The organism is Glaciimonas sp. PAMC28666 (genome assembly GCF_016917355.1).
In the GTDB taxonomy this organism is placed as follows: Bacteria; Pseudomonadota; Gammaproteobacteria; order Burkholderiales; family Burkholderiaceae_D; genus Glaciimonas.
The window spans coordinates 2349845-2370666 of the sequence record NZ_CP070304.1; the positions used below are offsets into that span (position 1 = coordinate 2349845).

Annotated in this window: 20 protein-coding genes; 15 read left to right on the forward strand and 5 right to left on the reverse strand. The window is 51.0% G+C overall.

Annotated features, from left to right (window positions below; genetic code table 11):
* Positions 1-110 precede the first annotated feature (110 nt).
* The 8 genes from rpsD (at position 111) to JQN73_RS10085 (ending at position 7517) form a co-directional block, all read left to right on the forward strand.
* Entirely contained in the window at positions 111-734 is a 624-nt protein-coding gene (rpsD, locus tag JQN73_RS10050; protein ID WP_205322883.1) for a 30S ribosomal protein S4, read from the forward strand.
* A gap of 99 nt (positions 735-833) precedes the next feature.
* A complete protein-coding gene (rpoA, locus tag JQN73_RS10055) occupies positions 834-1811 on the forward strand; it encodes a DNA-directed RNA polymerase subunit alpha (RefSeq protein ID WP_205322884.1) in 978 nt (325 codons plus the stop codon).
* Between the two features lie 179 nt (positions 1812-1990).
* Entirely contained in the window at positions 1991-2386 is a 396-nt protein-coding gene (gene rplQ, locus JQN73_RS10060) for a 50S ribosomal protein L17 (RefSeq protein WP_205322885.1), read from the forward strand.
* Positions 2387-2625: 239 nt separating this feature from the next.
* The gene (locus tag JQN73_RS10065; protein WP_205322886.1) at positions 2626-3558 is read left to right on the forward strand and encodes an ATP-binding cassette domain-containing protein; all 933 of its coding nucleotides are present in this window, start codon (positions 2626-2628) and stop codon (positions 3556-3558) included.
* A 1-nt stretch (position 3559) separates the two neighbouring features.
* Positions 3560-4336, forward strand: coding sequence for an ABC transporter permease (locus JQN73_RS10070; protein ID WP_205322887.1), 777 nt, complete (start codon positions 3560-3562; stop codon positions 4334-4336).
* A gap of 67 nt (positions 4337-4403) precedes the next feature.
* Positions 4404-4706, forward strand: coding sequence for a divalent-cation tolerance protein CutA (cutA, locus tag JQN73_RS10075; protein ID WP_240162495.1), 303 nt, complete (start codon positions 4404-4406; stop codon positions 4704-4706).
* Entirely contained in the window at positions 4707-6590 is a 1884-nt protein-coding gene (gene dsbD, locus JQN73_RS10080) for a protein-disulfide reductase DsbD (RefSeq protein WP_240162496.1), read from the forward strand. It begins immediately after the preceding gene.
* A gap of 288 nt (positions 6591-6878) precedes the next feature.
* Positions 6879-7517, forward strand: a complete 639-nt coding sequence (locus JQN73_RS10085) for a peroxiredoxin (RefSeq protein ID WP_205322888.1) — start codon at positions 6879-6881, stop codon at positions 7515-7517.
* Positions 7518-7607: 90 nt separating this feature from the next.
* Here the strand turns inward: JQN73_RS10085 and JQN73_RS10090 are convergent, their stop codons facing one another.
* The 3 genes from JQN73_RS10090 to yihA form a co-directional block, all read right to left on the reverse strand.
* Positions 7608-8777, reverse strand: coding sequence for a magnesium transporter CorA family protein (locus tag JQN73_RS10090; protein WP_205322889.1), 1170 nt, complete (start codon positions 8775-8777; stop codon positions 7608-7610).
* 283 nt (positions 8778-9060) lie between these two features.
* Positions 9061-10086 carry a porphobilinogen synthase gene (hemB, locus tag JQN73_RS10095; protein ID WP_205322890.1) on the reverse strand — a complete coding sequence of 342 codons (1026 nt, stop codon included), beginning with the start codon at positions 10084-10086 and terminating at the stop codon, positions 9061-9063.
* 337 nt (positions 10087-10423) lie between these two features.
* Entirely contained in the window at positions 10424-11158 is a 735-nt protein-coding gene (gene yihA / locus JQN73_RS10100; RefSeq protein WP_205322891.1) for a ribosome biogenesis GTP-binding protein YihA/YsxC, read from the reverse strand.
* A 248-nt stretch (positions 11159-11406) separates the two neighbouring features.
* Between yihA and JQN73_RS10105 the strand changes: the two genes are divergently transcribed.
* The 6 genes from JQN73_RS10105 to JQN73_RS10130 all read left to right on the forward strand — a co-directional run bounded on the left by JQN73_RS10105 (position 11407) and on the right by JQN73_RS10130 (position 18689).
* Entirely contained in the window at positions 11407-12069 is a 663-nt protein-coding gene (locus tag JQN73_RS10105) for a cytochrome c (protein WP_205322892.1), read from the forward strand.
* A 70-nt stretch (positions 12070-12139) separates the two neighbouring features.
* Positions 12140-14308 carry a cytochrome c biogenesis protein ResB gene (locus tag JQN73_RS10110; protein WP_205322893.1) on the forward strand — a complete coding sequence of 723 codons (2169 nt, stop codon included), beginning with the start codon at positions 12140-12142 and terminating at the stop codon, positions 14306-14308.
* Positions 14309-14423: 115 nt separating this feature from the next.
* Positions 14424-15569 carry a c-type cytochrome biogenesis protein CcsB gene (gene ccsB, locus JQN73_RS10115; protein WP_205322894.1) on the forward strand — a complete coding sequence of 382 codons (1146 nt, stop codon included), beginning with the start codon at positions 14424-14426 and terminating at the stop codon, positions 15567-15569.
* Positions 15570-15573: 4 nt separating this feature from the next.
* Positions 15574-16284, forward strand: a complete 711-nt coding sequence (locus JQN73_RS10120) for an HAD family phosphatase (RefSeq protein ID WP_240162497.1) — start codon at positions 15574-15576, stop codon at positions 16282-16284.
* Positions 16285-16773: 489 nt separating this feature from the next.
* Positions 16774-17754, forward strand: a complete 981-nt coding sequence (gene msrP, locus JQN73_RS10125; RefSeq protein WP_205322895.1) for a protein-methionine-sulfoxide reductase catalytic subunit MsrP — start codon at positions 16774-16776, stop codon at positions 17752-17754.
* A 269-nt stretch (positions 17755-18023) separates the two neighbouring features.
* Positions 18024-18689, forward strand: coding sequence for a sulfite oxidase heme-binding subunit YedZ (locus tag JQN73_RS10130; RefSeq protein WP_205322896.1), 666 nt, complete (start codon positions 18024-18026; stop codon positions 18687-18689).
* A 116-nt stretch (positions 18690-18805) separates the two neighbouring features.
* On the opposite strand, the gene lysA is transcribed toward JQN73_RS10130, so the two are convergent.
* Both lysA and JQN73_RS22775 read right to left on the reverse strand, forming a co-directional pair.
* Positions 18806-20095, reverse strand: a complete 1290-nt coding sequence (gene lysA / locus JQN73_RS10135) for a diaminopimelate decarboxylase (RefSeq protein ID WP_205322897.1) — start codon at positions 20093-20095, stop codon at positions 18806-18808.
* A 27-nt stretch (positions 20096-20122) separates the two neighbouring features.
* Positions 20123-20392, reverse strand: coding sequence for a lipoprotein (locus JQN73_RS22775; RefSeq protein ID WP_205322898.1), 270 nt, complete (start codon positions 20390-20392; stop codon positions 20123-20125).
* A gap of 52 nt (positions 20393-20444) precedes the next feature.
* On the opposite strand from JQN73_RS22775, the gene cyaY reads away from it, so the two are divergent.
* Positions 20445-20777 carry an iron donor protein CyaY gene (gene cyaY / locus JQN73_RS10145; RefSeq protein WP_205322899.1) on the forward strand — a complete coding sequence of 111 codons (333 nt, stop codon included), beginning with the start codon at positions 20445-20447 and terminating at the stop codon, positions 20775-20777.
* Positions 20778-20822: the final 45 nt, after the last annotated feature.

Genomic DNA, 20822 nt, shown 5'->3' on the forward strand with positions numbered 1-20822 from the left:
GGGTTTTGTTCTTAAGCCCACCGTCTGTTTGAAGGTAAAACAGACTAGCGTCAGACATCTGCAACCGCCATCGGTTGTGGACTCAGACGTCACTCACCAAAGGAATTATTGTGGCACGTTACATCGGACCTAAAGCAAAACTATCACGCCGTGAAGGTACGGATCTGTTCCTGAAAAGCGCACGTCGCTCATTGGATTCAAAGTGCAAGCTTGATTCAAAGCCAGGTCAACATGGTCGTACCTCCGGTGCTCGTACTTCGGACTACGGTAACCAATTGCGCGAAAAGCAAAAAGTTAAGCGTATGTACGGTATTTTGGAACGTCAGTTCCGTCGCTACTTCGCTGAAGCAGACCGTCGCAAGGGTAACACCGGCGAAACACTGTTGAGATTGCTGGAAGCGCGTCTGGACAACGTTGTTTATCGTATGGGCTTTGGTTCGACCCGTGCTGAAGGCCGTCAGTTGGTCTCGCATAAAGCGTTCACCGTCAATGGTAACGTTGTCAACATCGCTTCATACCAGGTTAAAGCTGGCGACGTTGTTGCCGTTCGCGAAAAATCGAAAAAACAAGTCCGTATCGTTGAAGCGTTGTCGCTTGCAGAGCAAATCGGCATGCCTTCATGGGTAACTGTTGATTCGAAGAAAATGGAAGGTACTTTCAAGTCCATGCCAGATCGCAGCGAAATCGCCGCTGACGTCAACGAATCGTTGATCGTCGAACTGTATTCACGTTAATTCGGTATTATTTTTGTCGCCCATCCTCGGATGGGCTTTTTTCGTAATGCCATCAGCCTTATCGGTGTAATGAGCCGAGGGTATTGAAAAGGACATTTCATGCAAAACAGTTTGTTGAAGCCCCGTATTATCGAAGTAGAAGCGCTAGGCGCCGGTCACGCTAAAGTTGTGATGGAGCCGTTCGAACGTGGTTATGGCCACACTTTAGGTAATGCGTTGCGTCGCGTCCTGCTGTCGTCGATGGTAGGTTATGCACCGACTGAAGTAACTATCGCTGGTGTAGTACACGAATACTCGTCATTGGATGGCGTGCAAGAAGACGTCGTTGATATCTTGTTGAACTTGAAGGGTGTAGTTTTCAAACTACATAACCGCGACGAAGTAACCCTGACCTTGAAAAAAGGTGGCGAAGGCGCGGTATTGGCTTCAGATATCGATTTGCCACACGATGTAGAGCTGGTTAATCCAGACCACGTTATCGCCCACTTAACTGGTGGCGGCGAACTGGACATGCAGATCAAAGTCGAAAAGGGCCGTGGCTATGTGCCGGGCAACGTTCGTCGTCTGTCGGAAGATTCCAACAAGACAATCGGTCGTATTATCCTTGATGCATCGTTTTCACCTGTCCGTCGCGTTTCTTACGCGGTTGAGTCGGCTCGCGTCGAACAACGTACGGATCTGGATAAGCTGGTCATCAATATCGAGACTAATGGTGTGATCACGCCTGAAGAAGCGATTCGCCAGTCAGCCCGCGTTCTGGTTGATCAATTGAATGTGTTCGCGGCACTGGAAGGTACTGAAGCAGCTGCTGAAGCCCCATCACGCGCACCACAAGTTGATCCTATCCTGTTGCGTCCGGTCGATGATCTGGAATTGACTGTGCGTTCGGCAAATTGCCTGAAGGCAGAAAATATTTACTACATTGGTGATTTGATCCAGCGTAGCGAAAATGAGCTGTTGAAGACGCCAAATCTGGGTCGTAAGTCATTGAACGAAATCAAGGAAGTCCTCGCATCCCGCGGTCTGACGCTGGGTATGAAGCTGGAAAACTGGCCACCTGCCGGTCTGGAAAAGTAATTTTGTTGTAAGTAGTATTTGTTGTTTCAACGTGGGCGAGTTAAAATCTTGCCCCTGTTGAGACGATTTGGTTATTTTGACCAAACTGTTGTTAACACGTATTAACCGGCCCGCGACCAGGCGAAATGCTGAATCGATCGAAGAGCTGGATTTAAACTCAAAAACTGAAAGGAATTACCATGCGTCATCGTCACGGCTTACGTAAGTTAAATCGTACCTCTTCCCATCGTTTGGCTATGTTGCGCAACATGACTGTTTCGTTGCTGCGTCACGAAGCAATCAAGACCACATTGCCAAAAGCAAAAGAACTTCGTCGCGTTATTGAACCGATTCTGACATTGGGCAAGACCGATACACTAGCTAACAAACGTCTTGCTTTCGCCCGTCTGCGCGACCGCGAAATGGTATTGAAACTGTTTGCTGAATTCGGTCCTCGTTACGCAAATCGTAATGGCGGTTACCTGCGCATCCTGAAAATGGGTTTCCGTGTCGGCGATAACGCTCCGATGGCTTTCATCGAACTGATGGATCGCCCTGAAGTCAGCGACGATGCAGAAGTGCCTACAGCTGACTAATACGTCACAGGTTGCAAGTAACGCATTGCGTTAAAATCGAAAGCCAGGCTATGCCTGGCTTTTTTGCATTCGTTTTTGCGTTCGTTTTTGCATTTTTTTTGTGCTAATCCGATAGTGTTGTGCAATTGATGTTCCATAAGATGATGGCTGCGCAGCATTCCAGCATAGTGCATGTTTGCCTGGACAGGCCGCGAAGCATACAACAGCCCGAGCCTCTTAATGTCTTTCTTTAGGCCCAAATGCCGACTTCATCTATTCTAAGCGTCACAGATTTACGTAAGTCCTTTGGCTCGAAAGGTGTCCGGACCGTTGTCATTGACGGTTTGTCGTTTGCGCTGCGGGCTGGCGAATGTTATGGCTTGCTGGGACCAAATGGCGCAGGCAAGACCACCACATTGCGCTTGTGTCTCGGCTTGACAGCGGCCGATAGCGGCGACATCCGGTTGGCTGGTCACTCAGTACCGTCAGACGCACGTTTGGCCCGTCTGAGGGTCGGCGTGGTGCCTCAGGGGGATAATCTGGACCCTGACTTCACCGTGTCGGAGAATCTGTTAGTGTTCGGTCGCTATTTTGGTATCCCGGACGCCATCATTAACGCCAGAATTCCTAAATTGCTAGAGTTCGCCAATCTGGGTGCCAAAGAACACGCACGTATCAATGAATTGTCGGGTGGGATGCGGCGGCGCTTAACGTTAGCGCGTGCGTTGGTGAATGATCCGGACCTGATTTTTATGGACGAGCCTACCACCGGCCTTGATCCGCAAGCGCGGCACATGATCTGGGAGCGGCTCAAGACGTTGTTGAGCCAAGGTAAAACGATCTTGTTGACCACCCATTTTATGGATGAAGCTGAGCGTCTGTGCGATCGGCTTGCGGTTGTCGATCATGGAAAGATGATCGCTGAAGGCTCGCCACGCGAGTTGATCGCGCAGCATATCGAGTCCGAAGTGGTGGAGATTTACGGTGATAACGCAAAGGCTTGGCTGGAGGCGAATAATGGTCATACGTCAGCCCGGGTAGAAATCAGCGGTGAAACGGTATTTTGCTATACCAATGACGCGCAGGCGTTGGTGCGCATGCTTCAGGGAGTCGAAGGCGTGCGCTACATCCACCGTCCCGCCAACCTTGAAGACCTATTTTTAAAACTCACCGGCCGTGAAATGCGGGATTGATATGAACCTCTACGCCTTTCCTGAATTTTCGCGGCGCTTTCAGCCGATCTGGCAACGTAATTTTTTGGTGTGGAAGAAACTTGCGGTCGCCAGTGTGCTGGGTAATATCGCCGATCCACTGATCACGTTGCTGGCGTTCGGTTACGGCCTTGGCAGCCTGTTAAAGGAGGTGGATGGCGTTCCTTACATTCACTATCTGGCCTCAGGCTCAATCTGCATGTCGATCATGTGGGCGGCTTCTTTTGAGGCATTGTATTCGGCGTTTTCCCGCATGCATGTGCAGAAAACCTGGGATGCACTTTTAAACGCGCCGCTGGCGCTTGACGACGTAATATTGGCCGAGATGCTGTGGGCGGCGACCAAGTCGATTTTTTCAGGCGTGGCGATTCTTCTGGTGATGTTTTGTCTGGGGATCGGCCTGCATCCTCACACGGTACTGGTGCTGCCTTTGTTATTTTTGATAGGAATGACTTTTGGTTCATTGGGTCTGGTCTTCAATGCGCTTGCCAGAGGATACGACTTTTTTACCTATTACTTTACGTTGGTGCTGACGCCCATGATTTTTCTGTCCGGGGTTTATTATCCGTCGGCCCAGCTGCCGGGCTGGCTTCAAATGGTCGCACATATACTGCCCTTGAACGCGGCGGTTAATCTGGTGCGCCCACTCTTGTTAGGGACCTGGCCGACAACGCCGATCACTGATCTGACAATTTTGGCAGCGTATTGTTGTGTCGGGTTTTATGCCGCCGTGGTGTTGACCCGGCGACGTTTGCTGTAAGGAGTAGACTCTTGAGGCGACTATCTGGGAGGTGAGAATGGTGACTATGCCAGAGGTGATCCTGATAATGACGACAATGCCCAATCTGGCCGATGCCGACGCGCTGGCGCAGCAGCTGGTGGAACGTAAGTTGGCCGCATGTGTCAACATCCTGCCCGGTGTACGTTCGGTCTATCTGTGGCAGGGTGTTTTAGAGCGCTCAGACGAGGTGGCGATGATGATAAAGACCACGACAGAGCGTTATAGTGAACTTGAAGAATTTATACGATCGGTGCATCCGTATGCGCTGCCCGAAATCATCGCGATCCCGCTAGCCGGCGGTTTACCTGCCTATCTTGAATGGATAGGCGCAGCAACACAAAGGAATTGAATGTTTACTTGTCGCAAACCTCGGGCGATGTTTTTTGTCTGGTTGAGCTTATTAAGCCTGATGCTAATGATGATGTCATCTGCCCGTGCAGACGACGATTATCTGGCACCTGAAGTGGCTTTTAAATTCTCGGCGCGTATGACCGATCCGAAAACTGCCGAAGTGACGTACGCGATTGCTGACGGTTACTACATGTACCGTGAACGGTTTAGTTTCAAGGCGGAGGGTGCAACGTTGGGCGAGCCAAAAATTCCCGCTGGCATCGTCAAATTCGATCAGACTTTTCAGAAAAATGTAGAGACGTATCACCACAACATAACGATCATTATTCCGGTCGAAGCAACCAAGCCATTTACCCTAATTGTTGGGGGTCAGGGATGCGCAGATAAGGGGTTATGTTATCCACCGATGGAACATCGGGTAAATCTATCTCCTGACGGCGCGGCCACCGGCGGTGGCTTGCTGGGTGCGATAGCTGCGGCCAAAGCAGGTCCGGCGGTCGACACTGCGCAGTCGGCGAATGCCTCGCAGGCACCAACGATAGCGTCAAATCCAGGGGCGGGAGCTGATTCCGGCAGCGCAGATGCCACTGTATCGAAGGACAGCTTACCCAGCGACTCTGACGTTGGTCGTATCGAATCTTCGCTAAAAGGCGGCAAGCTGCTGGTGATCATGCCGTTGTTTTTGTTATTAGGACTTGGCTTGTCTTTCACCCCTTGTGTGTTACCGATGGTCCCTATTTTATCGTCGATCATCGTGGGCGAAGGCGCGCAGGTTAAGCGGCGTCGTGCGTTCGTATTATCCGTTGCGTATGCGCTGGGAATGGCGTTGGTTTACACCGCGCTGGGCGTGGCAGCGGGTCTTGCAGGCGAAGGATTGTCGGCGGCATTGCAGAATGCATGGGTATTGTCGGCGTTTGCGTTGCTCATGGTAGGGATGTCGCTTTCGATGTTCGGGGTGTATCAATTACAGTTGCCGGGATCGATGCAAACGAAGCTTTCTCAGGCTTCGGATAAGCAGTCGTCCGGCAAACTGGCAGGCGTTTTTGTGATGGGTGCGCTTTCTGCATTAATCGTTGGCCCCTGCGTCGCCGCTCCGCTGGCGGGCGCGCTGGTCTATATCAGTCAAACCCGGAACGTGATCATCGGTGGTAGCGCGCTGTTCGCGATGGCGGTCGGGATGAGCGTGCCGTTATTGCTGGTCGGTATCTCGGCCGGGGCATTGTTGCCGCGCGCGGGTGCGTGGATGGAGTCGGTGAAACGATTTTTCGGGGTGCTGATGCTCGGTGTGGCGGTGTGGATGGTGTCGCCAGTGATTCCTTCTGCGGTGCAAATTTTATGTTGGGCCGCATTAGGTATCGGATATGGCGCCTATCTGTTGTGGCATGTTTCGACCAGCTGGTTTTCTAAAGCGGTGGGACTGGTGTTTGCAGTCCTGAGCATTTTGCAGTTAGTGAGCGTGGCAACCGGTGGCCGTGATGTATTGATGCCATTAGCGCATTTGGGCAGCACGCAGGCGGTGCATACGGCATTTGTGCGGGTCAGGTCGGTTGCCGAGCTGGATGCGGCGTTGGCGCAGACAAATGGGAAACCGGCATTGCTGGATTTTTACGCTGATTGGTGTGTTTCGTGCAAAGAAATGGAAAAATTCACCTTTACCGATCCGCGTGTTCAGGCACGTTTTAATAATATTGTGTTGCTGCAAATTGACGTGACGGCAAACAACGCCGACGATAAGGCGATGCTGAAGCGCTTCAATTTATTTGGTCCGCCGGGAATTATCCTCTTTGATCACAAAGGGAGAGAGTTGGCGGGCGGCAGAGTGATCGGTTTTCAGAATGCAGATAAGTTCACGCAGTCACTGGCCGTTTTAGATGCGCGCTGATAAATACAATTCAGGCGGCAAGGCTTGCTGAAAATCAACATGGCATTAAATGTACTACAGAGAGTAAAGTTATTTGCATAGTCGTTAATAGTCGTTAGCAATATGGGAAGATGGGATTATAGTTTTAGAGACATGTAACGTGCGATCGAAACTATAGCGTATCTCCGAACTTGCGGCGCAGGACTTGCAGGTGGCGCAATCTGTGCTGTCGCACATGAGCGTAGCCGATGTTCGCTGATTACATTGCAGAGATTTGTCCGATAACCGAAGCATTTAAAGGAGACTGACATGACACTACGTCTTGGTGACGTTGCCCCTGACTTTGAGCAAGATTCTTCGCTTGGCCAGATAAAATTCTACGATTGGGCCGGTGATTCCTGGGTGGTACTTTTTTCTCACCCATCTGACTTCACGCCGGTGTGCACGACCGAACTTGGGTTAACCTCCAAGCTGAAAGCGGAGTTTGAAAAACGCGGGGTCAAGGTGATCGCGCTGTCGGTCGATCCTGCTGATAAGCATCTGGAATGGATCAAGGACATCAATGAAACTCAAAATACCATAGTCGGTTTTCCGATCATTGCGGACGCCGATCGCAAGGTTTCTGAGCTATATGATTTGATTCATCCTAACGCCAGCACCACCGCCACCGTGCGCTCTTTATTTGTCATCGATCCGGCGAAAAAAGTACGACTCACCATCACGTATCCGGCAAGTACAGGACGCAATTTTGATGAGATTTTGCGCGTGATTGATTCATTGCAACTGACGGACAATCATTCTGTTGCTACGCCTGGCAACTGGAAAGACGGAGATGACGTGGTGATCGTGCCGTCATTGCAGGATGAAGAAATCATCAAGCAGAAATTTCCTAAAGGCTATAAGGCGATCCGGCCTTATTTACGGTTAACGCCGCAGCCGAACAAATAAATTCGTCAGTAAAAAAGGGCCTCAAACAAATCTGTTTGAGGCCCTTTTTTTATGTTCTTGCCGCTGTGCGGTACCTCTTCAGCAGCCTTGCTAGCGGCGTTCCGGTGGATTTTCCAGATAGCGACGGCGTCGAAAGAACGCCAACATCCCAACGACAATCAGCACCATGCTAATCATCGTTAGCCAAAAGCCGGTCTTGTTTTGTAGCAATGGCATCACCGCAAAATTCATCCCGAAAATACCGGTGATTAACGTCAGCGGCATGAACAGAGCAGTGATGACCGTCAAGGTTCGCATGACCTCGTTGGTCCGGTGCGCCACCGCTGAGAAATGAATCTGCACTGCCGATTCAATGGAAGATTCGAGGCGGCTGGCGTGATTCAGCACGCGATTAATATGTTCCATGACGTCGTGGATACGCACCAGTAACAGATCACGGGTGCGACTGATCGTAATGCCATCGCCGTCATCATCCATGTCGACAAAATAGTCGCGCAGTTCTTGCATCGCATCGTGCTGTTCTTCGCACAAACTTTCGAGTTTGCGCAACTCAATTCGCGCGTCCAATAACGTCAGCCAATCCTTGAATGGCCGCGCCGGATCAAGCAAGGCACGCTGCCAGCGATCGAGTTGATTGGTCAGTGGCTGACGCAATTCCAAATACTTATCGACCATCGCGTTTAATAGTCGCAGCATCAAATCTTCGGGCGATGTTGGCAAGCGGTTAGTATGCTGCGCCTTGCTACTTTTATTCGCGTAGTCCATTAGCCGAGCGCGAGTTGCACTGATGGTGCGACTGTGGTGCTCGTGCACCGTCACCAGTGCGTTGTCGAGAATAAAAAATGTAATTGGTTGGGTGGTCAGGTTGCTTAAGGCTGCCGGGACCGCGCGTTTGCCACCAACGGTGGCAATGGTGCCAGATTCAATCGGCTCAGCCGCCGCAGCAGTTTCTGCCGTGTCACTATTGTCGCCAGCGTTACTATTCCCATTTCCATGCAGCGACAACTTGCGAAATACCACCATGCCGTAGTCTTGCGTTGAATCGAAATAGGATGGGTGGGCCGGATTGATTGCATCCTTTAAATGCGGCTCATAGATATGTGTGCCGGTGGCGCAAGCGATCATGTCGCGCCAGCCTTCAGGATCAGCAGCAACTTCCTCGTGGGTGGAGTCGATCCAAAAAAAACCGTGCGCCGGGATGCTGCCGGGTAATGCATCAGATTGCGTAACCTGATTGTCACAGATTAAAAAAATATCCATAGTTTGAATTGCGAAACTGCTTGGGTGTCTGGGATTATGTACGATACGCTCATTGTTAAGCGCATCAGCGCATAGTCTTATTCTACCGTCAGCCGGACTTCCGTAATGTTGAGCGCGTGAAATATAAACCGCGATGGAAGCCAGTGATGTCTGCGCTATCGATTGACTTATGCGGCCATCATGCGGCCATGACGATAAAACCTGGCGGTCGCGCGTGCGCAGCCAATCGATTAAAAGACCAGTAAATCACAAGACCGCGACGTCGTTAATTCGTTTACTTCGCTTAATTTTTATGTAAGAGGCGCGCAATATCCAGCGCAAAGTAGGTCAGAACGCCATCGGCACCGGCGCGCTTGAACGCCATCATCGCTTCCATCATCGCCTTATCATGATCCAGCCAGCCATTTTGGGTAGCGGCTTTAATCATGGAGTATTCACCACTCACCTGGTAAGCGAAGGTGGGCACTTTGAATTCGTCTTTAACTCGGCGCACGATATCAAGATATGGCATGCCGGGTTTTACCATCACCATATCTGCGCCTTCGGCCAGATCCAGCGCCACTTCGCGCAATGCTTCATCGCTGTTGGCCGGGTCCATTTGATAAGTGTTTTTGCTGCTTTTTCCAAGGTTTGCAGCCGACCCGACTGCATCGCGGAACGGGCCGTAGAAGGCGGAAGCGTACTTCGCTGAATACGCCATGATGCGTGTATGAATATGATTGTGGGCTTCCAGCGCGTTCCGGATGGCGCCGATGCGACCATCCATCATGTCTGAGGGCGCCACGATGTCAACGCCCGCATCGGCCTGGACGAGCGCCTGCTTCACCAAAAGGGCGCAGGTTTCATCGTTCATCACATAACCATCGGCGTTCATAACGCCGTCTTGACCATGACTGGTATAAGGATCCAAGGCAACGTCAGTCAAAATGCCGAGCTCAGGAAAGCGTTGTTTTAGCGCGCGAACTGCCTGCGGGATCAAACCGTTCGGATTAGTCGCTTCGATGCCATCAGGCGTTTTTAGCGAAGGATTGATGACGGGAAATAAGGCGATAACAGGTATCCCCAATTCGACACATTCTTCTGCGACATTTAATAGCAGATCAATGGACAGGCGCTCTACGCCTGGCATTGACGCAACCTTCTCGCGATGATCGTTGCCTTCGATCACGAAGACCGGATAGATCAGATCGGAAACGGTCACAGTATTTTCTCGCATCATCGCGCGAGAAAATGCATTGTTACGCATACGACGCATGCGCAATGCTGGAAACGGGGCAGCCAAATGGCTGGATTTAGGCGCGTTTTGCATAATTGCTCCGAATTTTACGTGGTGAGGCCTTCGTTAATCGTTATCGAGGCTCTGGGGGCGGTTTGAAAAAACAAAAATCTGGAGAAAATTAAAAACTCTTGAACTTTTCATGTTTGGCAGCCTCTTAGCGATAGGTGCATTATTCACCTCCCGCTTCCCTCCCTGAGCGGGGCCATGTCGCTTTTAGTGATGAGGCATTCAGCCCTGAAGATCTTCCCCTTTCTTCAGGGCTTTTTTATGTCCGCATGCTGCGCGGCGCGCAAAATTTTTTGATGGGTGTGCTGTCGCATTATCTGCATCGGCACGCCCGGTCTTAACGGTTTTTGTTCGAATCAGGTCACTTGGCTTCAGTGTTCGGAGTTTCACCGTCTGCGAGCCCTGCAGGCTCATCGCCAACCGCTCTTGCGACATCGACCAACCCAGCCAATTCAAGAATACGCTGATTGGCCTCATCCAGTCCGGTCCGTTTCAGCGCGGAAAATAGTTGCGCCGTAAAGGGCAGTGGCTGGTTATTTTCGTCAACGTAACTTCCCAGGAAAGTATGCGCTTGTCGTAATGCATTGGTCGCATCGTTCCGGTTAAGCTTGTCAACCTTGCTCAGGATGCAATGGATTGGTTTGCCGGTTGGGGCGAACCATTCAACCATTTGCACATCGAGGTCGGTAAACGGCCGACGAGAATCCACGATAAGGACCAACGCAGCCAATTGCGACCGGCGGCGAACATAATCGCCAAGTAGTTCCTGCCAGTGCAATTTTGCCGATCCAGAGACTTGCGCATAGCCATAACCGGGCAAATCGACCAGCATCGCACGAATTTCATCGACTTTGGTTTCATCTTTGCGATGTTGGCCGACTTGCGCGCCACCGATCGAAAAATAGTTGATATGCTGGGTGCGCCCGGGTGTTTTCGAGGCGAATGCGAGTTTCTTCTGATTGCACAATAGGTTGATAGCGGTTGATTTGCCTGCGTTCGAACGACCCGCAAAGGCGATCTCAGGGACTTGGGTACCAGGTAAATCACGAAGGTGATTCACCGTAGTAAAAAAACGGGCTTGCCAGAGTAGAGACATGGAATGAGCAGAAAATGCGGTAGAGGCGGCGAAAATGCCGGAAAGCTATTGTACAATAAGGGGTTGTGTAATGCTGCATTGCGTATGTCAATAGCGTGCAGCTAACGTGGAAGAGAAATATTTGGCCCGCGTGACCACCATAGCACTTGCATAACAGTGATAGCCGCGCTAAGCGATAGCAGCAATGATTCGTTGCCCAAGGGCAGAATTTATTGTCAAGTTTAATTATAAAGTCTCAGGGTGTTTGAATGAACCGTGCGTTTCTATCCGTTTTAAAGTCCTTCCTTATTTCCATGTTGGCATTGTCGTCTTTTGCTTATGCAGCAGATGCCCCGGCAGTGGCCCCCAAGGCCGATCTTGCAAAGGGTGAGGCATTGTTTACCAATGGCGACCCAACGAGGAATATTGCCGCTTGTATTTCGTGCCACGGAGCAGCTGGTGCGTCCACGATTAGCCAAAATCCGAAATTGGGCGGTCAGCATGCTGCTTATATTTACAAGCAGTTAAAGGACTTTCAGGGGCCAGATCGCAACAACGCGATCATGACAATGTTTGCCAAAGCGCTGACCGACGATGAAATGAAAAATATCGCCGCCTATCTGGATGTGCAAAAAGCCAAGCCTGGCGCTGCGAAAAATAAAGACACGCTCGATATGGGCAAAAAAATCTTCCGCGCTGGCGTGGCAGAGAAGAACATCCCGGCCTGTGCAGCTTGTCACGGTCCCGGTGGTTCTGGTATTCCTAACCAATTCCCTCGCATTGGCGGCCAACACCAGGATTACACTGTTGCAGAGTTGACCAATTTCAGGAGCGGCGTGCGCAAGAATAGCCCGCAAATGATGACTATCGCTAAACGGATGTCGGACGATGAAATCAAAGCCGTAGCAGACTATATTGCAGGCTTGAAGTAGCATTCATAGTAAATTCGCGAATACAGGGGGCGGCGAAGGCCGTCCCTTTTTTCTTTTCAAAAGAGCAATTATGAGCAGCACTAACAGTCCAACCCCCAGTCCGACCCCCGGCCTCGACGAAGCACCACGTACCGGCGGCATCGAGTTAAAGACCAAACATCGGTGGCTTGCCGAAGCAGTAGAGTTAGTCTCCTCGATGCGCTTTGCCATTAGCATGCTCACGCTCATTGCTATCGCCTCGATTATCGGCACAGTGCTCAAGCAAAACGAGCCGATGCCCAATTACGTGAATCAATTTGGGCCGTTCTGGTTCGATATTTTTGCCAAACTTGGTCTGTACGCGGTGTATTCAACGTGGTGGTTTTTGTTGATCATGGGGTTTCTGGTCCTGTCCACGTCCATGTGCATTAGCCGCAATGGCCCGAAAATGCTCAAAGACATGCGTAGCTGGAAAGAAAATGTCCGTGAACAATCATTGCGTAATTTTCATCACAAAGCTGAATGGACCGCGCCCGTCATGCCGGTTACGCTCACGCAGCAGTTATTGCTCAGGATCGCAGCAAAGGGTTACAAAACCAAAGTCGTCGAAAAAAACAACGCCATTCTGATCACCGCAAAGCAGGGCGCAGCGAACAAATGGGGCTACATTTTTGCCCACAGCGCTATCGTGATCATCTGTATCGGGGGATTGCTGGACTCGGATTTGCCGATACGTGCTCAAAAGTTGCTTTTCAATAAAACAGCTTTCAGCGGTAGCGGCGTCATTGCCGATATCGGACCGGAACATCGCCTGGGGTTGGGGAATCCAACCTTCCGCGGCAACACGCTGATACCGGAAGGTTCGGCCAGTAGTACAGCGATCATTCCGCAACAAAATGGTGTATTGATTCAAGATTTACCATTTACGCTGCAACTCAAACGTTTTGTCATCGACTATTACAGTACCGGTATGCCTAAGTTGTTTGCCAGTGATGTCGTATTGCGCGACAACGTCACAGGGGAAACGATCAATTCAACCGTGAAAGTCAACCAGCCGTTGATTTACAAAGGCATATCGATATATCAATCGAGCTTTGAAGACGGTGGCAGCAAATTGAAACTCACCGCGTTTCCCATGGTTGGCGACAATAACAAGACTTCACCTCTGGCCGGGGTGGTTAACGGAACAACACCGTTGACTGCTGGTCCTAATAATGAGTATACGGTTGAGTGGTCAGGTTTTCGTCCGTTTAACGTGGAGAATATGGCCCAGTCAGGTCAAGATTTACGGGCAGTGACCAAAACCAAAAAGAGTTTAAATCAGACGTTCTCGGATGATGTCAGCAAACATATGGGTTCGGGTGCCAAAAGCGCCAACGTAAAAGAATTGAAAAACGTCGGTCCGAGCGTCCAGTACAAGTTACGCGACAAAACCGGACAGGCGCGCGAGTTCAGCAATTACATGCAACCTGTGAAGGTTGACCAGGATTACGTATTTCTGGCTGGCGTACGCGATGTTCCGGATGAACCTTTCCGTTACCTTCGTATTCCAGCTGACGGCAATGATTCGGTAGAAGAGTGGATGCGTATGCGTTCGGCATTGATGAACCCGGCATTGCGGAAATTGGCAGCTGAGCGCTACGCGCAGCGCGCAATTCCTGAAACCCGGACCGATATGCCGACTCTGCGCGATCAATTGGAGCAATCTTCGTTGCGCGGCTTATCGTTGTTTGCCGGAGACGGGAAGCAGGCTGGCTATATGGCGATATCGAAGTTCCTGGAACAGGTCCCGGCGCAAGAGCAAGAAAAAGCAGCCGATATTTTCATGAAAATTCTGAACGGAAGTTTGTGGGATTTATGGCAGGTGGCGCGCGAAAAGGACGGTTTGAAGGACATGCCGGTGGATGAAAAAAACGCACGCTTCTTGCAATTGAGCAGCAATGCACTGTCGGACGCAACCTTCTATAATGCTCCCGTGTATCTCCAGCTTACTGGCTTCGACGAGATCAAGGCCTCAGTCTTCCAGGTGACGCGTTCACCGGGCAAGAAAGTGGTCTATCTAGGTTGCCTGTTTCTGGTTCTCGGCGTTTTCTCCATGCTATACATACGCGAGCGTCGGTTGTGGGTATGGATACGTCCTGACAGCGATAAAGAAGGTCATTCGCACATATTGATGGCCATGAGCACCCAGCGTAAGACGCTGGACTTTGAAAAAGAATTTGATGTAATGAAAACACACTTGAAGCAATCGCAAGCTTGACGCGAATCTGCTCGCGCGTACCTGACAAACGGATAGTCGTCATTACGCGCACAGTACGCAACACTGGAATGTATTCATGCGCCTTGCGCAACGATAGAACGATTCGGAGATAAAGATGGAACTGACCCAAACCTATTCACCCCCAGACGGCTTCTTTAAGCGTTTATCCGTGATCGACTGGCTATTCGCTTTTGCGCTTGTGGCGGGCTCGCTATTCGCGTTAGGTCGCTACGGCACCCACATGGATTATTACGAAAAAGGCGTGCTGGTGCTGGCCGCTCCGACCTTCGCATTAGTTGGATGGAACTGGAAATCGGTGCGTTGGCTGATGCCTCTGCTGGCGTTGTTGTCCCTGTCAGCGATCGCGTTGTACAGCGGTAATCTGGACATGGCGAACAAAAAATTTTTCCTGAAATACATTCTGTCGAGCCAATCTGCGATTCTGTGGATGGGCACCATGTTCTTTCTCTCGACGTTCTTCTACTGGATCGGCTTGATCGCACGCTCGGATTTCGGATCATCAATCGGCTCCAAGCTGTGTTGGGCGGCGGTGATTTTAGGTTTCACCGGTTTGCTGGTGCGTTGGTATGAGTCTTATCTGATCGGCGCGGATATCGGGCATATACCGATTTCCAACCTGTATGAAGTTTTTATTCTTTTCAGTCTGATTACAGCGTTGTTCTATTTGTATTATGAACAGCGTTACGGCACCCGCCAGCTTGGCCCCTTTGTCATGCTCGTCATTTCTGCTGCTGTCGGTTTTTTGTTGTGGTACACCGTCGCGCGCGATGCTGCTGAAATTCAACCATTGGTGCCTGCATTACAAAGCTGGTGGATGAAAATTCACGTACCGGCCAACTTTATCGGTTACGGCACATTCTCCATGTCGGCCATGGTGGCGATGGCGTATTTGCTGAAATCACACGGTTATCTGGTGGATCGTTTGCCGCCGTTAGAGGTGCTCGATGACGTCATGTACAAGGCGATTGCGGTCGGATTCACGTTCTTTACGATTGCGACGATTCTAGGCGCGCTTTGGGCAGCCGAAGCATGGGGCGGTTACTGGTCATGGGATCCAAAGGAAACCTGGGCGCTGATAGTCTGGCTGAATTATGCGGCCTGGCTACACATGCGGTTGATGAAGGGCCTGCGCGGTCGGGTTGCCGCCTGGTGGGCTTTGATCGGCCTGCTGGTCACCACCTTTGCGTTCCTCGGCGTCAATATGTTCCTGTCGGGCTTGCATTCTTACGGCGAGTTATAACCACATGTCTTCCAAACAGATGTCCTCCGCAACGTCTATTGATAGGGATGCCAACGTGCTTGAAAGCGCGTTAAGGAGCACAGAGATCGATTTGGTGATCTTTGATTCTGACGGTACCCTGGTAGACAGTGAGCTACTAGCCGCGGAGGCAATGGTGGAATACGCTGCCGAATTCAATGTGGCCATGACCGTGCCAGAAATTATGGAGCGTTTCAAGGGCGGCAAGATGGCGGATTGGGTGCTCGCCATGGAGGAGCTGGGTGGCGCAGCCTTGCCCGCTTCGTTTTCAACAATGTTGCGCGAACGGACTGCTGTTTTGTTCCGCGAGCGCCTGCAGCCAATAGAAGGCGCCCTGGAATTGGTGCGCGCACTGCATATCCCTTTTTGCCTCGCATCCAACGGCCCGCGCGAAAAAATTGAGTTATGTCTCGGTGTTACCGGACTGCTACCGTATTTTGAAGGGCGTATTTTTAGCGCCTATGAAGTCGGTGTATGGAAGCCGGAGCCGGGTTTATTTTTGCACGCGGCCGAGCGCATGGCGTGTGCGCCAGCCCGTTGCGTGGTGGTCGAAGATAGCGTTCCCGGCGCCACCGCCGGGGTTGCGGCCGGCATGCGGGTTTTTGCGTTACAGACCGGCGAGGTCGAGCCAGGTATGCCGACGCAGGTGACAGTGATAAAACGGCTGGCAGAATTGCACGACCATTTCAGTCGATGATTTTGCGCGAACATGCTCCCAGTCGCTCGCAGCCAAGCATTAATCGTTATTGCCGCGTAATTGGAAGTTAGCGGTCACTTACGCTGTTTCAATGTGTTTATAACAGTCTGGTGCCAACACCGCGGTATTAACTTAACAAGTTAACCCGCGGCCCCGATCGCCGCATACGCTCCCCCCTTCAAAGCTCTTCCTCCGTAGCGCTGAAAATTCGGCTGCAACAGCAACATTCACGCAAATGACGCAAAATGGCACAATTGATTTTTTCGACAAAGTTTCATTGTTGTTTTTATCATCGCCAAAATTTTTGCACAAAACCGCTCGCACGAAACCACTTGCATCTGTGACCTGTTTTTTTGCGTATATATTGCAGCGCTTGTAAGGATCAGCGCCGTCCATCGACCAATGGCCGCAACCGCAACACCCTATGGGCTGTGACTGCCATGTCAGCAGCTAAGCAAAAATACCAGCTGTTTTACTTTGAGGAACATCATGCTGATTCGCCGTAGTCCAGACATTATCGACATCCCCACCGAATCCGACGTCACCCCACGCGCCGCATTTGAGTCGCGCCGCAGTTTTATCCGGCAATTGGCAGTCGGTTCGATAGCGACCGGGTCAATTCTCGAGCTTGCCTCGCAACAAGCGTTTGCGCAGAGCGCGACGTTGCCAAAACTGGCCGCGAAACGCAACGCTGCCTACGTGGTCACAGATAAGCCGACGCCGTATAAAGACGCCACAACTTACAACAATTATTACGAATTCGGGACTGACAAGTCCGATCCTGCCCAAAATGCAGGAACCCTGAAAACCAGGCCGTGGAGCGTCTCGATCGAAGGAGAAGTCAAGAAACCGATGACGCTGGACCTTGATAGCCTGATGAAGTTGGCTCCGATGGAGGAACGGATTTATCGCCTGCGATGCGTGGAAGGATGGTCCATGGTGATTCCATGGATTGGCTACTCGCTTTCAGCGTTGATCAAAAAAGTCGAGCCGACCAGCAATGCCAAATATATCGAATTTACGACACTGGCCGACAAGAAGCAAATGCCCGGCCTCGGCAGTCCCGTGCTCGAATGGCCCTATGTTGAAGGCCTGCGCATGGACGAGGCCATGCACCCCCTGGCGCTACTGACTTTTGGTATGTATGGTGAAGTCCTTCCGAATCAGAACGGCGCGCCTGTACGGATGGTGCTGCCATGGAAATACGGTTTCAAATCGGCTAAGTCGATTGTTAAAATTCGTTTTCTGAAAGAGCAACCGAGAACCGCCTGGAATCTGACCGCCGCGAATGAATATGGCTTTTATTCCAACGTTAACCCGAATGTCGACCATCCACGCTGGTCGCAGGCAACTGAGCGTCGTATCGGCGAGGATGGCTTCTTCACCAAAAAACGCCCGACGCTGATGTTTAACGGTTATAACGACGTTGCGTCGTTATATACAGGAATGGATTTGAAAAAATATTTCTAGTCCGGCGCTGCCAGCACCCTGAGGGTTCGCTAAGCCAAACTGCGAGGCCGATCTGTCGACTGGTAATCGCTGGTATCCGGACGGTCGGCAAAATGTGAAAGTAGGTTGGCGCAAATAGTGGAATAAATTTTTAACGCTATAATCCGCCAAGCCCCGCCAAACCCCGCCGGCCGTGGCTTCTCCGGGGGTGACGCAACTTTTATCTGTGAGGTGTCCATCATGCACATGCGTCGTTTTTCAGCACGCTTTACCGATGTCGAAAGTGAACCATGATCAACCCCAATCCCAAGCAATTCCGCATTCTAAAAGCCGCCTTGTTCGTGCTGGCTTTGCTGCCTTTCATTCGTTTGGTCGTGTACGCCTTCACGGATAAACTCGGGGCCAATCCGATTGAATTTATTACGCGCAGTACCGGCAGCTGGACCCTGTATTTTCTGTGCATCACGTTGGCGATCACACCGTTAAGACGTTTCACCGGCTGGAATTGGCTGATTAAATTACGCCGTATGGTGGGTCTGTTTGCGTTCTTTTATGCGACCTCTCACTTCACGACGTTTCTTTGGTTCGACCACTTTTTCGACGTCACAGAAATGCTGAAGGATGTCTACAAGCGGCCGTTTATTACTGTGGGATTTATCGCCTTTGTGCTCTTGATTCCGCTGGCCTTGACCAGTACCAACGGCATGATCAAACGGCTAGGTGGCAAGCGCTGGCAATGGTTGCATCGCACGGTGTATGGCGTTGCGATGCTGGGGATTTTACATTTTTGGTGGATGCGTGCGGGTAAGCACAACTTTGAAAAACCGATAATATTTGGCACCATCGTGGCTGCCTTATTGCTGTTACGGGTTGTCTGGTATTTCCAGAAAAAGCGCGGCGTGCGCACACGCTCGTCTGAGGTGATATCCAAGCGGACGGTAACATCGCCGCAGTGAATATCGCTGGGTATGAATCCATGCGGGGGTTGTGATTTTTTCTGCCGCATCATGGCGTAAAAAAAATGGGCACGGTATATTCACCGTGCCCATTTTTTTATTTTGCGTGCTGAACGTTATGGCAATAGCATCTCTAAAGCAAACAAATCTTGCGCCGCTTCCCGCTGGCGTATTAAATGTACTTTATCACCATCGACCATGATTTCAGCGGCGCGTCCCCGCGTGTTGTAATTGGAAGCCATCGTCATGCCATAAGCACCGGCCGACTGGAATGCCAGCAGATCGCCTTGCTCAACTGCCAGAGCGCGGGCGCGGGCCAGCCAGTCGCCTGATTCGCAAATAGGTCCCACGACGTCGTAGGTCACACTGCTGGCATTTGGATTCTGTTCCAGCACGGTTTGGACCCCGTGATAGGCTTCGTACAATGCTGGCCGCATCAGGTCATTCATCGCAGCATCCACTACCGCAAAATTCTTGCTCGCGCCATGTTTTAAATATTGCACTTCGGTGAGCAAAACTCCTGCGTTTCCAACAATCGAACGACCCGGTTCGAACAGCACTTTTAAGGCCACGCCCTGATATTTTTCCTGGCGCCAGGCATCAATTTTTGCGAATAGACGGCCCAGGTAGGCGCTTACCGCCACTGGCTTTTCGTCATCATAAGTAATCCCGATTCCACCGCCAATATCGAGATGATGCACGTGTATATTTTCGCTCGCCAGCTGGTCGATCAATTGAATGACCTTATCAAGCGCCTCGAGCAAAGGCGCATCATCCAGTAACTGCGAGCCGATGTGACAATCGATACCGGCAATGTCGATATGTGGCAAAGCGGCGGCGGTGCGATAGCATGACAATGCATCTTCGTAGGCGACGCCGAATTTGTTGTCCTTCAGGCCGGTCGAAATATAAGGATGCGTTTTGGCATCGACATTTGGGTTCACGCGTAATGAAATGGCGGCGGTTTTACCCATTTCGCCCGCTACCTCGTTGAGTCGATGTAATTCCGGGATCGATTCCACGTTAAAGCATAAAATGTCATGCGATAACGCCAGCCGCATTTCATCGCGGGTTTTACCAACGCCGGAAAAAATCACTTTGCGCGGATCGCCGCCCGCGGCAAGAACACGCAATAATTCGCCTCCGGACACGATGTCAAAACCGGAACCGAGTTGATTTAGCACCTGCAACACAGCAAGATTAGAGTTGGATTTAACCGAATAGCACACCAATGAATCACTGGCATCGCGGCCGCCAGCGGTACAAGCGTTGGCGTAAGCCAGAAAGTGATCGGTCAACGCCGCTTTGGAATAGACATACGTCGGCGTGCCAAATTGTTCAGCGATGGTAGATAAAGAGGTATTTTCTGCGTGCAGTGCACCGTTTTGATACGAAAAATAGGACATGGAGAAGTCAGTTAAAAAGTCGTTGAATTATTGGGAAATAGTATCTGGGCCGGTTGGCTCAGGCGGTGCCATCGGGCTGTTTGGTAGCACTTCCGCAGCGCCGCCCTGGATGGTGCCGGGTTGCGCAATCGCCCCAGGCGTCGCCGTGCCGGTAGAAGATCCAGTCGGCTGCGGAGCCAGAGGCGGTATTTTCGGCATGAAAAGAGGGCCTTTTTGACCACAGGCGCTCAGTAAGAGCGAAAATGCAAGCGTACTACCGAAAATTGCTACGCGGGATAACTTAAATGATAGTTTCACGGATTAGAATCACTGGGTAAGTTTAACGACATGGAATGGATTGGAGTTTAGCATGACAGAATCAGAATTTCTGGTTGCAGCCGAAGCGACCCTGGCAGCGTTAGAGGCGGCATTGGAGCGCGCAAATGATAACGACGAGCTGGATGTAGAGTGTAGCCGCAGAGGCAACGTATTGGAAATTGAATTTATTGACAATGGTTCGAAGATCATCGTCAACAGCCAGGCACCAATGCAGGAGCTTTGGATTGCGGCTAAATCGGGAGGCTTCCACTATAAATTGAAAGAGGGTGTCTGGCGCAATACGCGTGACGACTCCGAGTTTTTCAGCGCGCTATCCACGATGGTGGGAGAGCAGGGCGGGACCACCCTGCAATTAAAGCCTTAGAGAATTATTTGATAGCAATTTAGCTGTTTGAAGGGCGACGCATCA

Bases quoted from the DNA above. Each gene is read 5' to 3' on its own strand.
- rpoA (WP_205322884.1), top strand. From the start codon at position 834: ATGCAAAACAGTTTGTTGAAGCCCCGTATTATCGAAGTAGAAGCGCTA.
- rplQ (WP_205322885.1), top strand. From the start codon at position 1,991: ATGCGTCATCGTCACGGCTTACGTAAGTTAAATCGTACCTCTTCCCAT.
- JQN73_RS10065 (WP_205322886.1), top strand. From the start codon at position 2,626: ATGCCGACTTCATCTATTCTAAGCGTCACAGATTTACGTAAGTCCTTT.
- JQN73_RS10070 (WP_205322887.1), top strand. From the start codon at position 3,560: ATGAACCTCTACGCCTTTCCTGAATTTTCGCGGCGCTTTCAGCCGATC.
- cutA (WP_240162495.1), top strand. From the start codon at position 4,404: ATGACGACAATGCCCAATCTGGCCGATGCCGACGCGCTGGCGCAGCAG.
- dsbD (WP_240162496.1), top strand. From the start codon at position 4,707: ATGTTTACTTGTCGCAAACCTCGGGCGATGTTTTTTGTCTGGTTGAGC.
- JQN73_RS10085 (WP_205322888.1), top strand. From the start codon at position 6,879: ATGACACTACGTCTTGGTGACGTTGCCCCTGACTTTGAGCAAGATTCT.
- JQN73_RS10090 (WP_205322889.1), bottom strand. From the start codon at position 8,777: ATGGATATTTTTTTAATCTGTGACAATCAGGTTACGCAATCTGATGCA.
- hemB (WP_205322890.1), bottom strand. From the start codon at position 10,086: ATGCAAAACGCGCCTAAATCCAGCCATTTGGCTGCCCCGTTTCCAGCA.
- yihA (WP_205322891.1), bottom strand. From the start codon at position 11,158: ATGTCTCTACTCTGGCAAGCCCGTTTTTTTACTACGGTGAATCACCTT.
- JQN73_RS10105 (WP_205322892.1), top strand. From the start codon at position 11,407: ATGAACCGTGCGTTTCTATCCGTTTTAAAGTCCTTCCTTATTTCCATG.
- JQN73_RS10110 (WP_205322893.1), top strand. From the start codon at position 12,140: ATGAGCAGCACTAACAGTCCAACCCCCAGTCCGACCCCCGGCCTCGAC.
- ccsB (WP_205322894.1), top strand. From the start codon at position 14,424: ATGGAACTGACCCAAACCTATTCACCCCCAGACGGCTTCTTTAAGCGT.
- JQN73_RS10120 (WP_240162497.1), top strand. From the start codon at position 15,574: ATGTCTTCCAAACAGATGTCCTCCGCAACGTCTATTGATAGGGATGCC.
- msrP (WP_205322895.1), top strand. From the start codon at position 16,774: ATGCTGATTCGCCGTAGTCCAGACATTATCGACATCCCCACCGAATCC.
- JQN73_RS10130 (WP_205322896.1), top strand. From the start codon at position 18,024: ATGATCAACCCCAATCCCAAGCAATTCCGCATTCTAAAAGCCGCCTTG.
- lysA (WP_205322897.1), bottom strand. From the start codon at position 20,095: ATGTCCTATTTTTCGTATCAAAACGGTGCACTGCACGCAGAAAATACC.
- cyaY (WP_205322899.1), top strand. From the start codon at position 20,445: ATGACAGAATCAGAATTTCTGGTTGCAGCCGAAGCGACCCTGGCAGCG.